Annotated in this window: 13 protein-coding genes; 8 read left to right on the top strand and 5 right to left on the bottom strand. The window is 33.6% G+C overall.

Going from position 1 to position 14,417, the window contains the following annotated elements; translation table 11 throughout:
- The first annotated feature begins 102 nt into the window (after window positions 1-102).
- Window positions 103-1,185 (top strand): DNA replication/repair protein RecF, encoded by a 1,083-nt coding sequence (gene recF, locus JM658_RS08405; RefSeq protein ID WP_236958812.1) that lies wholly within the window; start codon window positions 103-105, stop codon window positions 1,183-1,185.
- Here the strand turns inward: recF and JM658_RS08410 are convergent.
- Window positions 1,182-1,844, bottom strand: a complete 663-nt coding sequence (locus tag JM658_RS08410) for a hypothetical protein (RefSeq protein WP_236958813.1) — start codon at window positions 1,842-1,844, stop codon at window positions 1,182-1,184. The genes recF and JM658_RS08410 overlap by 4 nt on opposite strands.
- Before the next feature lie 242 nt (window positions 1,845-2,086).
- Here JM658_RS08410 and JM658_RS08415 point away from each other — a divergent pair, with 242 nt between their 5' ends.
- A complete protein-coding gene (locus JM658_RS08415; protein ID WP_236958814.1) occupies window positions 2,087-2,500 on the top strand; it encodes a lipocalin-like domain-containing protein in 414 nt (137 codons plus the stop codon).
- Window positions 2,501-2,602: 102 nt separating this feature from the next.
- The gene (locus tag JM658_RS08420; protein ID WP_236958815.1) at window positions 2,603-2,899 is read left to right on the top strand and encodes a DUF721 domain-containing protein; all 297 of its coding nucleotides are present in this window, start codon (window positions 2,603-2,605) and stop codon (window positions 2,897-2,899) included.
- A 102-nt stretch (window positions 2,900-3,001) separates the two neighbouring features.
- On the opposite strand, the gene JM658_RS08425 is transcribed toward JM658_RS08420, so the two are convergent.
- Both JM658_RS08425 and JM658_RS08430 read right to left on the bottom strand, forming a co-directional pair.
- The gene (locus tag JM658_RS08425) at window positions 3,002-3,421 is read right to left on the bottom strand and encodes a nucleoside-diphosphate kinase (protein ID WP_236958816.1); all 420 of its coding nucleotides are present in this window, start codon (window positions 3,419-3,421) and stop codon (window positions 3,002-3,004) included.
- A 170-nt stretch (window positions 3,422-3,591) separates the two neighbouring features.
- Window positions 3,592-4,620 (bottom strand): alkaline phosphatase D family protein, encoded by a 1,029-nt coding sequence (locus JM658_RS08430; RefSeq protein WP_236958817.1) that lies wholly within the window; start codon window positions 4,618-4,620, stop codon window positions 3,592-3,594.
- A 75-nt stretch (window positions 4,621-4,695) separates the two neighbouring features.
- Between JM658_RS08430 and JM658_RS08435 the strand changes: the two genes are divergently transcribed.
- The 3 genes from JM658_RS08435 (at window position 4,696) to JM658_RS08445 (ending at window position 7,494) form a co-directional block, all read left to right on the top strand.
- Window positions 4,696-5,709, top strand: coding sequence for a DHH family phosphoesterase (locus JM658_RS08435; protein ID WP_236958818.1), 1,014 nt, complete (start codon window positions 4,696-4,698; stop codon window positions 5,707-5,709).
- Window positions 5,706-6,293 (top strand): gliding motility-associated peptidyl-prolyl isomerase GldI, encoded by a 588-nt coding sequence (gene gldI, locus JM658_RS08440; RefSeq protein WP_236958819.1) that lies wholly within the window; start codon window positions 5,706-5,708, stop codon window positions 6,291-6,293. The genes JM658_RS08435 and gldI overlap by 4 nt, the downstream gene beginning before the upstream one ends.
- 85 nt (window positions 6,294-6,378) lie before the next feature.
- Entirely contained in the window at window positions 6,379-7,494 is a 1,116-nt protein-coding gene (locus JM658_RS08445; RefSeq protein WP_236958820.1) for a peptidylprolyl isomerase, read from the top strand.
- Between the two features lie 91 nt (window positions 7,495-7,585).
- Here JM658_RS08445 and JM658_RS08450 read toward each other — a convergent pair whose 3' ends face one another.
- Together JM658_RS08450 and JM658_RS08455 are read right to left on the bottom strand one after the other, a co-directional pair.
- Window positions 7,586-8,581, bottom strand: a complete 996-nt coding sequence (locus JM658_RS08450; protein ID WP_236958821.1) for an alpha/beta fold hydrolase — start codon at window positions 8,579-8,581, stop codon at window positions 7,586-7,588.
- Window positions 8,582-8,615: 34 nt separating this feature from the next.
- A complete protein-coding gene (locus JM658_RS08455) occupies window positions 8,616-10,082 on the bottom strand; it encodes an aminoacyl-histidine dipeptidase (protein ID WP_236958822.1) in 1,467 nt (488 codons plus the stop codon).
- A 173-nt stretch (window positions 10,083-10,255) separates the two neighbouring features.
- Between JM658_RS08455 and JM658_RS08460 the strand changes: the two genes are divergently transcribed.
- Complete coding sequence (locus JM658_RS08460) at window positions 10,256-11,311, top strand: DUF3810 domain-containing protein (RefSeq protein WP_317207863.1); 1,056 nt, start codon at window positions 10,256-10,258, stop codon at window positions 11,309-11,311.
- A gap of 79 nt (window positions 11,312-11,390) precedes the next feature.
- A complete protein-coding gene (locus JM658_RS08465) occupies window positions 11,391-14,399 on the top strand; it encodes an amidohydrolase family protein (RefSeq protein ID WP_236958824.1) in 3,009 nt (1,002 codons plus the stop codon).
- The last annotated feature ends 18 nt before the right edge of the window (window positions 14,400-14,417 follow it).

Here is a 14,417-nt window from a genome sequence, read left to right on the forward strand (position 1 = left end):
ATAAAATTTTTATTGAAATAGGAAAGGGAATTTATTTGATTATTTTCAATAATTTGCAACTTGTTAGAAAGCTAAGAATTTAAACAAAGTAGTATCCTACAAATGCAATTACAAAAATTATCTCTTATAAACTTTAAAAACTTCGCTTCACAGCAGTTCGAATTCGATGCCAAAATCAACTGTTTTGTCGGTCCAAATGGTATTGGTAAAACAAACGCTCTCGATGCGATATACTTACTTTCCACCGGGAAAAGTTATTTTAATCCTGTAGCTTCACAAAATATTAAACACGGAGAAAGTTTTTTTGTAATTGACGGTGAATTTATAAGGGACGAAAAGCAGGAAAAAATCATTTGTAGCCTAAAAAAAGGTCAGAAAAAGATTATAAAACGTAACGGAAAAATTTATGATAAACTCTCAGAACATGTCGGATTTATCCCTTTAGTCATTATTTCTCCAGCAGATAGAGACTTAATTATTGAAGGAAGTGAGACGAGACGTAAATTTATTGACAGTGTTATCTCACAAAGCAACAAACCATATTTACAAAATCTTATTAATTACAATAAAGTATTGGCGCAACGAAATTCACTTTTAAAGTATTTCGCATTAAATAATACTTTTAATTCTGACACATTAGCTATTTACAATCAGCAATTGAACGAATATGGCCACAAAATACACGATGCAAGAAAAGACTTCTTAGAAACTTTTATTCCGATTTTTAAAGAAAGATATGCTTCTATTTCTGGAGGGAAAGAAGAAATTAACCTCAGCTATCAAAGTCAACTACTAGACAAAGACTTAGAAACACTTTTCGCTGAAAATTTAAACAAAGATAAAGCGCTACAATACACATCTGTTGGAACTCATAAAGACGATTTAAGTTTTGAGATTGGGAATTACCCCATAAAAAAATTTGGGAGTCAAGGGCAACAAAAATCATTCTTGATCGCTTTAAAATTAGCTCAATTTGATTTTATAAAAGCTCAAGCAGGACACACACCTATTTTACTCCTAGATGATATTTTTGATAAGCTTGATGAAAACCGTGTTAGTCAGATTATATCCCTTGTTGACCAAGATGAATTTGGACAAATATTTATTAGCGACACCCATGCTGAGAGAACGGAGCATGTAGTTAAAGAAACGCATCAATCGTATAAGATGATTACTTTGGATTAAATTGGACTCACTTTTGTAGTCTTTACTTTTAACTTTTTCCTCCAGTAAATAATATAAAAGGTTCCTAGTACAGATGGCAATATCCAAGCAATAAGGCTTCCTACGCCTAGTCCTGCCACAATAAATGCCGTAACCGACGCTATAAAAGCGCCAATCATTTTTCCTACATGATTAGACAACCAGCCATTTTTTATCTTATTATGGTTTTTATAAAATAGAAAATCTTTTATTGATAGCGATAACCCAAAAGCTCCAAAAAAGGCATAAAGTATATTTGCAGAACTCCCCATTACAAAACCAAAAACGCCATATAAAACCATAAGTATAGATAGGAACAGCATACTTCCTGATATCAATTTATCAATCGGCTTTACTTGCTTTTTATCCTTCGACTTAAAAGTCAATATCTGATTGCCAGAAACCACCAAATAAATAGTAAACAACCCGATAAGAAAGAGAAAAGGATTTTCATGATTTGGCATCCATGAAATCGGAATAGAAATTAATGAACTTGTAATCACTCCAACAGAAAACAACTTCCCCATTCTACGATGTAGTTCACCTCCCTTTTTAACAATTACACTTCCTAGTCCTGTTATTAATCCTAATCCCCCGAAAAAGGCATGCACGTAAATAAAAATCTTAATCGTCTGCTCCATGGTTTATATTTTTTAATAAACGATTCAAAATTCTTAATACAATGCTAGCAATGGAAATTAAAACTACTCAACTGTTGTTTTCACTGGACAGACTGTAAAACAATTTAAATAACCCGAATGAAGATTTACATTTACACACTTTCTGAAATCCTATTTACTGCTATACTTTTAAAAATCTATCTTTCAAATTTCTCTTACTCCACAACTTTTAGCTACCTTTGTTTTATAAAAATATACGTCTTTTGAAAGCTAAAATTCTCATCGTATTAAGTCTTGTTCTTGTAAGCTGTAATCAGCAGAAAATTGAAGATATATCTCTTTTAAACGGATATTGGGAGATTGAAAAGGTGACTTTCCCTTCTGGAGATGATAAAGAATATAAGGTGAATACAGTGATAGATTATATTCAAATAAAAGACTCTGTAGGAACTCGCGAAAAGGTAATGCCTAGATTAGACGGTCGTTTTACTAGCATGAAAGAATATGAAAATTTCAGCATAAAAAAAGAAGGAGACGATTTTTATATAGTTTATAAAAATGAAGAGTCGGAAAGGCGAGAAAAAATAGAAATCCTAACCAAAGATAAATTTGGAGTTTCTAATGAACAGGATAAAACTTATTTCTATAAACGTTTTGAAAAGTTTTCATTAAAATAAACGTTTACTAAGCTACGTAATCTTACAACTTTATAATCAATCCTTTTGAGGAGTCAGAATTCCCTATATTCAGGAATAAACACAGCATACACACTAATTACAATGGCAAAAAGAAGAAACGAATACCGCACTATTAACGATGTACTTAAAGATTTTGTTACAGAAAACAAATTAGAAAAAGGCATGGATAAGGTGGACGTTCGAAATGCTTGGCAGAATTTAATGGGTAATGGTGTAAATAATTATACAACTCAGGTACAATTAAAGCAAGACACGCTTCATGTTTCACTATCTTCTTCTGTATTACGGGAAGAACTTAGCTACGGAAAAGAAAAAATCATAAAAATGCTCAATGAAGAATTGGGCAAGGATATTGTAAAAAGTATCGTTCTAAGATAAACATAAAAAAGCTCCATTTTTAACTTGAAAATGGAGCTTTTTACTTATGTCATTAATTGTCTTAGACTTTATTACAAAGTCTATATGGACGCTGACTTCTACTTAAAAGATCTCTCTTCCTGAGAAATGAAAAGCACCTTCGATAGCTGCATTTTCATCGCTATCAGAACCATGAACTGCATTTTCTCCAATAGAAGTAGCAAATAATTTACGGATAGTACCTTCTGCAGCTTCGTCTGGATTTGTAGCTCCTATTAAAGTTCTAAAATCTTCTACTGCATTGTCTTTTTCAAGAATTGCAGCAACGATAGGACCGCTAGTCATAAACTCTACTAACTCTCCGAAAAACGGACGTTCGTTATGAACTGCATAAAATTCTCCAGCATCACGATTACTTAATTGCGTATACTTCATCGCAACGATTTTAAATCCTGCTCCAGTAATTTTTTCAAGAATAGCTCCGATATGACCGTTTTTTACAGCATCAGGCTTAATCATTGTAAATGTTCTGTTTGTTGCCATTTTCTTTAATATAATTTCGCAGTTACTTATAAACTGCATATTACCAAACGCCCAATATGGGCTTTCTTAATTTTGCCGCAAAAGTAATGGTTTTATTTGACTTTTCTTGATCGAGATAAAAAAATAGGTTTTTATACTGAAAACAAGCGCTTTAAAAACATTAAAAACACTTAATAAGCCTGCTCCAACTCATTTAAAACACGATTCCCATCCCCTATCATTTGCATCTTTACATGGTGATTTTTCATGTTTAATTTTAGTAAACCAAAACTTTTCTGATTCACAACCTCTCCTACTCTGTATGGATTTTCTTCACCAGAATAAGCTTCGTAAGTATGTGTTAATCCACTGGAAGTAAAATCTATCAAAGGATATCCTAAATCACTAATATTAATCTCTGAAAATTCAGAAATATGTCTATCACCAGAAAGCAATAAAACACGTTTTGCTTTACTTACTTTTATCAATTTAAAAAGCTTATCAACTTCCGCAGGAAAATTCCCCCAAGCTTCAAAACCATGCTTATTAGATAACACTTGGATACTACTAACAATAATATTAAAAGTAGCTGTAGAATTTGTAAGCTCTTTAGTAAGCCATTGCCATTGTTCCGCTCCCAATATGGTCCCTTCTCCTTTTGGATTCGGCATAAAACGTTTACCATCATCACCTAAGTTTTTGGTGAGTGGAGATCTAAAATAACGGGTATCCAAAACTATGACCTTAACGTCACCAGCATTTGTATGATAGGTTTTAGCGTGATAAACCCCTTCTTGATTTCTACGAGGATCATTTTTTGACACATCCATAAAGTTAAGAAATAACTCTTGAGCTTGGGCTTTCATTTTCCACTCTGCCCCGCCATCATTCAATCCGTAATCATGATCATCCCAAGTACCAATAACATCAACCGATTTTTTTAATTCCCGATATCCATCTTGGTAACGTTGCTCTTCATAATCTTTACGCATTTCACGGAAGTTATCGGTATCAGAATAGATATTGTCACCACCCCAAATCCATACAGAAGGCTTATTTTTTAATACATCATCCCAAAGTAAATTGTCTTCATCTTGCTTATTACAAGAACCAAAGGCAATCACAAAATCATCTCCTGTTAAAGGATAGGTTGTTGTTTTTACTGTTTTACATCCATTACAAAGAATTACAAGTAAAAACACAATAACAAATACACGCATTAGCTATAGTTTAGGCTACAAATGTACTATTCCTTTTTTTAAGTATTATATTATTATATCGTATATTAGCCGACCATGAAAGTAACAGATATAGAACAACTAAAATCGATACTATCTAGTCCAAAAAAGATAGTTATTATACCACATAAAAACCCTGATGGCGATGCTATTGGATCTTGCTTAGGGCTTTATCATTATTTAGCACAATACAACCATCAACTCACTGTTGTTGCTCCAAACGACTATCCAGAATTCTTAAAATGGATGCCTGGAGAGGAGACTATTGTAAAATATGAATTCCAAAAAGACCTTGCTTCTCGTAAGATAAAAGAGGCCGAATTGGTATTTACATTAGACTTTAATTCGCTAAGTAGGATTGATGAAGTTGCAACCGCTCTTGAAGAATTTACTGGGGATTATATCATGATTGACCATCATCAAGCGCCAGACGATTATGCACGTTTTATGTATTCTGATACTTCTATGAGTAGTACCTGTGAGATGATCTATCATTTTATTGATTTTTTAGGTGATACTGATAAGGTTACTGCTGAAATTGCTAGCTGCTTATATGCAGGTATTATGACAGACACAGGCTCTTTCCGTTTCCCTTCCACTACTAGTAACACCCATAGGATAATAGCAAATCTGATTGATAAAGGAGCCGAAAACGCCTATATTCATAATGCTATTTTTGATACAAACTCAATTGATAAATTACACCTATTAGGTTGTGCTTTAAAAAACCTGGTAGCATTACCAGAATACAACACCGTTTACATTACGCTTTCTAGAGAAGAATTGCAGCAATACAATTATAAAAAGGGAGATACCGAAGGTTTTGTTAACTACGGACTATCATTACAAGGAGTTAAGTTTGCTGTTATTTTTATTGAAAGTGTCCAAGAAGATATTATAAAGATTTCTCTTCGCTCTAAAGGAGATTTCTCTGTAAATGAGTTTTCTAGAAGTCACTATAATGGTGGCGGACATACAAATGCTGCTGGAGGAAGAAGTGAAATTTCACTTCCGGAAACAACAAAGCAGTTTGAAAATATATTAAAAGATTACAAAGCCCAATTACAATGATAAAAACCTACTTACCAATACTTGCTATAATAGTGTTATTTACTGCTTGTAAACAGCCAGAGGCAAGACGCCCAGTAAGTGTGAAGTCGGGATCTTTTATGCGAGCATCTATAGAGCGCAATAAAGGATTGCTAGACTATGAAGAGAAGCTTATAGATAGTATTATTGCTAGAGATACTGCTAATACATATCACTCCTCTTCTAACGGCTATTCGTATTATTTTAATGTTCATGATTCTACACAAAGCTACATCCCAAAAGAAGGTGATGTAGTGAAAATAAATTATGATATCCGAACTCTTAATAATGAAACTATTTATACGAGTGAAGAAATTGGAATTGTAGATTTTAGAATAGACAAAGAAGACTATTTCCCAGGATTACGTACCGCTGTAAAACTCCTAAAAGAAGGTGAAAAAGCAACCTTTCTATTCCCATCATCATTAGCATATGGCTACCATGGAGATGAAGATAAAGTAGGCACCAACCAAGCAGTTATAAGCACTATCACATTGCTTGACATAGTAGAAAAGGCTAGCGACAGTGTTCCTGAAGAGTCTGAAAATATAAAACAAGCTGAATAATTATAATAAGTAAAACTCGATAACGATATCATATTATAAATAACCTCACATGGTGAGAAAAACAATCAATTTAAAAATCAATTCAATGAAAAAACTAAGTTATCTATTCATTTTAGCCATTGTGCTAACTTCATGTTCTAGCTCTAAATATTCAGATTTAGGAGATGGTATGTATGCAGATATCCAAACCAATAAAGGAGATATGGTTGTTAAGCTTTTTTACAAGCAAACGCCAGTTACAGTAGCCAATTTTGTAAGCTTAGCAGAAGGAACTAACACTTATGTTATAGATTCTTTAAAAGGGAAACCTTATTATGATGGAGTTATTTTTCACCGTGTAATTAAAGACTTTATGATTCAAGGTGGGGATCCTACAGCTACAGGAAGTGGAAATCCTGGATACAAATTTAAAGATGAGATTGTAGATAGCCTAAAACATGACAAAAAGGGTATCCTTTCTATGGCAAATGCAGGTCCTGGGACTAACGGAAGTCAGTTTTTTATCACACATAAAGAAACTCCATTTTTAAATGGAAAACATACAGTTTTTGGAGAAGTTGTAGAAGGTATAGCTGTTGTTGATACGATTGCTAATGTAAAAACTTCTCAAGACCCTATGACAAAAGACAAACCTATTGAAGATGTTATTATAAACCATATTCAAATAGTTCGTAATGGAAAAGAGGCTAAGAATTTTGATGCTGCTGAAGTATTTGCAGGTTCTTTTGCTGAAGCCGAAGAGGCTTTAAAAGCACTTGAAGAAACTAAAAAAGCTATTGCTGCTGAATTTGTTGCTCAAAAAGAAGAAGCTGAATCTACAGATTCTGGATTACAATATCTTATGATTGAAAAAGGAGATGGAGAAAAACCAGCTGTAGGACAAACTGCCTTAATAAATTACACAGGATATTTTGAAGATGGAAATATATTTGATACAAGCTCAATAGAAATAGCAGAGAAATTCGGAAATGTAAATCCAGGAAAAAGAGATAGAGGTATGTACGCACCTGCTCCGATGCCAATTAGTCCAGATGCTACTATTATTCCTGGGTTTAAAGAAGGATTAATGATGATGAGTGTTGGAGATAAAGTACGTTTATTTATTCCTTCTTACTTAGCATATGGTGAAGCTGGTTACGGACCAATTGCTCCAAATACAAACTTAGTATTTGACCTTGAAATGATTGGTATCCAAGAATAAATATATTAACGAGGAGTATTTCTCCCATATATCAAAAAAGACCCCCGAAGATCTGCAGATCTTCGGGGGTCTTTTTTTTTGCTAAAAACTACTAATCTTCAAGAAAAGAAACTAGTGGTTTTATAAACTTATCGAATTTCTCGATGTGTGGCAAATGCCCTGTATTTTCAATTTCAACAAGTTCAGCATTAGGAATACGCTTTTGCGTTAACTTCCCAAGCTCCTTATAAAGTCCCATTGTCTCTCTAACCTCTGCTGTTACTAATGGTTTCCCTAAAGCTGTTCTATCTCTTGTTCCTATAATTAACAAAGTAGGACAAGTAATGTTTTTAAATTCATATAAAACAGGCTGCGTAAAAATCATATCATAAGTAAGAGCTGCATTCCATGCAATTACATTATAATCTGAATTTAGTGTCCAACCTGCCAATAAATTCACCCATTCTGAATATTCTGGTTCCCATTTATTATCATAATAACTCCCCAATTGGTATTTCTTAATTCCTTCAGCGCTCTTTTTAAGCTCATTCTGATACCACCATGTTATAGGTTTGTAAGGAACTTTTAGTTTCCAGTCTTCAAGTCCAATAGGATTCTCGAGAACTAATTTTTCTGAAACCTCAGGATACATTAACACAAATCGAGTGGCCAACATACCTCCCATAGAATGCCCTAAAATGGTAGTTTTACTAACTTTAATTTCATCTAAAATAGCTTTTGTATTTTCTGCTAATTGCTGAAAGCTATATTGATAATGTAAAGGTTTTGTAGATTTCCCAAAGCCTATTTGATCTGGAACAATCACCCGAAACCCTTCTTTTGTTAAAGCATCTATAGTTGTCTTCCAATAAGCACCATTAAAGTTCTTACCATGAAATAAAACTATATTTTTACCATTATAATTAGCAGGCTTTACATCCATATAAGCCATTTTTAAATCCTGCTCTTGAGATTTTATATCCTTATAATGCACTTCATATGGATAATCATAATTAGTAAGCATTAAATCCAACCATTTTAATTCATTCTCTTGTGCTGAAACTGCAAAAAAGTTTAAAAAAAAGATTGCCACAAATACATTCTTCATATCAATTATTTAGAAAATTAAAAAGTATATATTTCTATGATTCCTTTACTGGAACATCCTTTAATATCTCCTGTAAAAACTTCCAAAACTTTTCTACCGATGCAATATTAGCTCTCTCATCTGGAGAATGTGCTCCTTTAATAGTAGGCCCAAAACTAATCATATCCATTTCTGGGTAATTCTGTCCTAAAATTCCACATTCTAAACCTGCATGACAAGCAACTACATCTGGCACTTCATTAAATAAAGTTTGGTATTTACTATTCAGGACTTTTAAAATTGCGCTGTCTGGGTTTGGTTTCCAACCAGGATATTCGCCACTTAATTTCACTTCACAACCACAAAGTTCAAAAGCTGCTCTTAGCGAGTTTGCTAAATCTATTTTTGAAGACTCTACCGAAGAACGTGTTAAACATAAAACTTCAATATTTCCATCTCCTATCTTAACACGTGCAATATTATTAGAGGTTTGCACCAAATCTCCCATGTCTGGACTCATAGCATAAACACCATTGTGTGCAGTATACAGAGCTCTCGTAATTCCTTCCTGAACACCGATATCCATAACATGCGTTGGAGTTTCTGTCACTTCCGCAGTAATAGTTAAAGAAGGTTCCATTGTTTTATACTCCTTCTTAATTACTGTTGCCAACTGATTAAATTCTAATGCAAAAGCATCATGATGAATCTCATCTATAGTAATAACAGCTTCACTTTCTCTTGGAATAGCATTTCTTAATCCACCACCATCAATATTTGCGATTCTAAGTCCAAAATTCTCAAAACCATCAAAAAGCAAGCGATTCATTAATTTATTAGCATTCCCAAAACCTCTATGAATGTCCATACCACTATGGCCACCCTGTAATCCTTTTACAGAAATTCTGTATGCTTTTACATCTTTTGGAGTTTCCTCCTCTTTATAAGCTCTTTTAGCACTTAAATCTACTCCTCCAGCACATCCTATATCTATTTCATCATCTTCTTCCGTATCAAGATTTAAAAGAATCTCTCCATTTAAAACACCACCTTTTAATCCTTGAGCACCAGTCATCCCTGTTTCTTCATCTATAGTAAACAAGGCTTCTATCGCTGGATGTTCTATAGACGTGCTTTCTAAAACTGCCATAATAGCCGCTACTCCTAGCCCGTTATCTGCACCCAATGTAGTTCCTTTGGCTTTTACCCATCCATTCTCTACAAACATCTCAATTCCCTGAGTATTGAAATCGAAAGTAGTATCGTTATTTTTTTGATGCACCATGTCTAAATGCGACTGTAGCACCACTGCTTTTCTATTTTCCATTCCTGCAGTTGCAGGCTTTCTTATTATAACATTTCCAACCTCATCTTTAAAAGTCTCTAAATTGAGCTTCTTTCCGAAGTCGATCATAAAAGCAATAACTTGTTCTTCTTTTTTTGAAGGTCTTGGTACCGCATTTAAATCGGCGAACTTATTCCAAACTTCTTCTGGCTGTAAGGCTCTAATCTCTGAATTCATATTTAATACTTAGATTTTCACAAAAATAAGCATTGCTTTTTTAAAAAGTTATAAGGCTATTATAAAACTAAGTAAACAAAGCATTATTTATAGGACCAACTAATATTATAACTATGTTAATACTACTTCTTATCAAGTAATTTATTTCTATTTTTGACTCCATGTCCAACCGAGTGAAAACGTACATCGCGCTGTCTATAATTCCCCAATTTATTTTAATAAAATGGTTGGCGTACTACCCTGAGATTATTGAAAAATATTATAGTAATTTTATCTATCAAGGTATCTCTAAAGTTCTTAGGTTTTTACTAGGCTGGATTCCTTTTTCTGTGGGAGATATTTTTTATACAGCGGTTGCCATTCTTATCATTCGTTTTTTTATACTCCGCGGAAAGTTACTGTTTTCTGAAACCCGATATTTTATTCGTGAAGTTTTGATAGCTCTATCTGTGATATACTTTTTTTTCCATTTACTCTGGGGATTAAATTATTACCGACTCCCAATACATCAAAAGTTAAATCTCTCTGATGAATATACCACTGAAGAGCTTTACAGCTTTACAGAACAACTAATTACAAAAAGCAACGAAATTCATTTTCAGCTTACAAAAAATGATTCTGTGATGGTAAAAATCCCGTATTCAAAATCAGAAATATATCAAAAAACAATATCAGGATATCATACACTATCAGAAAAAATCCCTGCTTTTTCTTATCATCCAAAAAGCATAAAAACCTCTCTTTACAGCACGGCATTAACATACATGGGATACAGCGGTTATTTAAATCCGTTTACAAATGAAGCGCAGGTAAACGGACTCCAAATAGATTTTAAATATCCAACTGTAAGCTGCCATGAAGAAGCACATCAAATAGGATATTCAGCAGAAAACGAAGCTAATTTTGTTGCTTTTCTTGCTACCACCGCTAATAACGATCTATACTTTAAATATTCGGGATACCTTTATGTGCTTAGATATTGTTTAGCTGAAGTAAAGAGAAGAGACATTAAAAAGTATGAAACTTACAATGAACAAATCCATCCTGGAATCATAAAAAACTATATCGAAGTGGCCGATTTCTGGCGTGAACATAAAACAGATATAGAGCCTATTTTTAAAAATACATTCAACTCTTTCTTAAAGGCAAATAATCAAAAAAAAGGGCTTAAAAGTTACAGTTATGTAGTGGCGCTGCTCGTAAATTATTATAAAGATAAAAAGCTATAGTAACTCGTTTTAAATGTTGATTTTGCAACATAATTTTATATTTTTACGACTTAACTAATTCATAACTTAAACTTTTCAAATGAAATTAAAACTATGCTTTCTAGCACTGTTTAGTTTTTGTATTTCTGTAACTGCACAAGAATACTTTCCAAAAAACGATGGTGTTAAAACTAAAAACTCAAACTACACCGCATTTAAAAATGCAAAAATCTACGTTTCCCCAACAAAAATTATAGATAATGGTACACTCCTTATTCAAAATGGAAAAGTAGTTGGTGTTGGAAGTTCAGTTTCTATCCCTGAAAATTCAGTAACTGTAGATTTAGAAGGAAGATACATCTATCCTTCTTTTATAGATATGTATTCTGATTTTGGGATCGAGGAACCTAAAAAGGCGCAATCTAGTAATACTCCTCAATATGATGCCTCTCGTGAAGGCTATTATTGGAATGACCATATTATGCCAGAAAATAGAGCTATCGATAAGTTTTCTTATGATAACAAAGAAGCTAAAGAACTTGTAGAAGCTGGTTTTGGAGTTGTAAATACTCATATTTCAGATGGAATAGTCCGCGGTACGAGTGCCATTATCGCACTTAATGAAAACTCTACCAATAGCGAACGTATCCTTACACAAGAAGCGAGTCAATTTCTTTCTTTCGAGAAAAGTAAATCTTCAAGACAGTCTTATCCAACGTCACTTATGGGAGCAATTGCGCTATTGAGACAGATGTACTATGATGCTCAATGGTACGAAAGTGGAAATGCCGATGGTAAAGATTTATCATTAGAGGCGCTGAATAAAAATAAGTCGCTACCACAAATATTTGTTGCTGGTGATAAGTTTAATAATTTAAGAGCTGATGAATTGGCTGATGAATTCAACTTAAACTACATTATTAAAGGTGGTGGAAATGAGTTTGAACGTATTGAAGAAATTGCGCAAACAAATACTTCTTACATCATCCCTTTAGATTTCCCTACCGCATATGATGTAACCGACCCATACATTGCAAATAAAATAGCATTAGAAGAAATGTTGCTTTGGAACCAAGCGCCAACTAATCCGAAAGTGCTTGCCGAAAACAATATTACTTTTGCATTTACTGCTTCAGACAATAAAAAGAAAACAGAATTTAAATCTAACCTTATAAAGGCTGTTTCTTATGGTTTAGATAAAACAAAGGCTTTAGAAGCTTTAACCACTACTCCTGCTACGCTTTTAAATAAATCTGATGAGATTGGAAGTTTAGAGAAAGGACATTATGCCAACTTTCTAATTACTTCTGGTGATATTTTTGAGAAGGAAACAACCCTTTATGAAAATTGGGTACAAGGAAATAAACATGTTGTAAACGACATGAATACCATCGATATTAGAGGGAAATACACTTTAACATTGAATGGAGAGTCGTATGATTTAACAATAAATGGAGAACCAAAAAAGGTGAAATCGACACTAAAAAAAGGAGATTCTAAAATTGGTTCTGATATTGACTACTCCAACGGATGGTTAAATTTATTTTACAATCCTGAAGGAGAAGCTAATAAAAATGAATACATCAGACTTTCTTCTAAAATAACTGCGGAAGGCAACTTAAAAGGGTCGGCTACACTTACGAATGGAAAAACAACTAGCTGGACTGCTACAAAAAATACTTCCGAAGAAAAAGATGAAGATGATAAAAAGGATGATAATGAGCAGCCAAAACTATTCCCAGTTTCATATCCTAATAAAGCTTACGGTGTAAAAACACTTCCTGAGCAAGAAACTATTTTATTTAAAAATGCTACTGTTTGGACAAGTGAAGATGCTGGAGTATTAGAAAACACTGATGTCTTAATTAAAAACGGGAAAATTACCAAAATAGGAAAGGACCTTTCTAGCGGTGGAGCTACGGTAATCGATGCTACTGGAAAACACCTTACCGCAGGAATTATCGATGAGCATTCTCATATTGCGGCGGCTTCTATAAATGAAGCGGGGCATAATAGTTCTGCTGAAGTAACCATTGAAGATGTTGTAAACCCAGACGATTCTGATATCTACAGAAATTTATCTGGAGGTGTTACTACCATTCAGATTTTACATGGTTCTGCAAACCCTATTGGCGGACGTTCTGCTATTATTAAATTAAAATGGGGTGAAGACGCAGATGGCTTATTATTGAATAACAGACCTAAATTTATAAAATTCGCTCTAGGAGAAAATGTAAAGCAATCCAACTGGGGAGCTTCCAATACAATCCGTTTTCCACAAACCCGAATGGGAGTTGAGCAGGTTTTTACCGACTATTTCCAAAGAGCTAAAGAATACGATGAACAATGGAAAGCTTTTAACGGACTGTCTTCTTCAAAAAAATCTAAGGCTAAAGCTCCTCGCTATGATGTAGAAATGGAAACATTAGCAGAGATCTTAAATAAAGAGCGCTTTATTTCTTGTCACTCTTATGTGCAAAGCGAAATAAATATGTTGATGAAAGTTGCCGATAAATTTGATTTTAACATCAATACTTTCACACATATTTTAGAGGGGTACAAAGTAGCCGATAAGATGAAAGAACACGGAGTTGGCGGATCTACTTTTTCCGACTGGTGGGCTTATAAATATGAAGTCAATGATGCTATTCCTTACAATGCTGCAATTATGCATAACCAAGGAATTACAGTTGCTATAAATTCTGATGACGGAGAGATGTCAAGAAGATTAAACCAAGAAGCAGCAAAAACAGTTAAATACGGAGGTATGTCTGAAGAGGAAGCTTGGAAATTTGTTACTATCAATCCAGCTAAACTTTTACATTTAGACGATCGCATAGGAAGTATCAAAGAAGGTAAAGATGCCGATTTAGTATTATGGAGCGAGCATCCGATGTCTGTTTATGCGATAGCTGAAAAAACAATTATTGAAGGTGCTGTTTACTACGATTATGAAAAAATGCAAGAAACAGAAAAAGAAGTTCAGCAGACAAAAAATGAACTTATAAACATGATGATTAGTGAGAAAAATAAAGGTGTAAAAACACAAGCTCCAAAAATTAAAGAAGACGAGGAGTTCCATTGTGACACCCTAATCTATCAATTGTAGACAGATTCCGATTTTTCA

This window comes from Joostella atrarenae (genome assembly GCF_021764745.1).
In the GTDB taxonomy this organism is placed as follows: Bacteria; Bacteroidota; Bacteroidia; order Flavobacteriales; family Flavobacteriaceae; genus Galbibacter; species Galbibacter atrarenae.

Excerpts from the sequence above, each read along its gene's own strand:
- JM658_RS08435 (WP_236958818.1), top strand. The coding sequence starts at position 4,696 with ATGAAAGTAACAGATATAGAACAACTAAAATCGATACTATCTAGTCCA.
- JM658_RS08445 (WP_236958820.1), top strand. The coding sequence starts at position 6,379 with ATGAAAAAACTAAGTTATCTATTCATTTTAGCCATTGTGCTAACTTCA.
- JM658_RS08430 (WP_236958817.1), bottom strand. The coding sequence starts at position 4,620 with ATGCGTGTATTTGTTATTGTGTTTTTACTTGTAATTCTTTGTAATGGA.
- gldI (WP_236958819.1), top strand. The coding sequence starts at position 5,706 with ATGATAAAAACCTACTTACCAATACTTGCTATAATAGTGTTATTTACT.
- JM658_RS08465 (WP_236958824.1), top strand. The coding sequence starts at position 11,391 with ATGAAATTAAAACTATGCTTTCTAGCACTGTTTAGTTTTTGTATTTCT.
- JM658_RS08455 (WP_236958822.1), bottom strand. The coding sequence starts at position 10,082 with ATGAATTCAGAGATTAGAGCCTTACAGCCAGAAGAAGTTTGGAATAAG.
- JM658_RS08425 (WP_236958816.1), bottom strand. The coding sequence starts at position 3,421 with ATGGCAACAAACAGAACATTTACAATGATTAAGCCTGATGCTGTAAAA.
- JM658_RS08410 (WP_236958813.1), bottom strand. The coding sequence starts at position 1,844 with ATGGAGCAGACGATTAAGATTTTTATTTACGTGCATGCCTTTTTCGGG.
- recF (WP_236958812.1), top strand. The coding sequence starts at position 103 with ATGCAATTACAAAAATTATCTCTTATAAACTTTAAAAACTTCGCTTCA.
- JM658_RS08450 (WP_236958821.1), bottom strand. The coding sequence starts at position 8,581 with ATGAAGAATGTATTTGTGGCAATCTTTTTTTTAAACTTTTTTGCAGTT.
- JM658_RS08420 (WP_236958815.1), top strand. The coding sequence starts at position 2,603 with ATGGCAAAAAGAAGAAACGAATACCGCACTATTAACGATGTACTTAAA.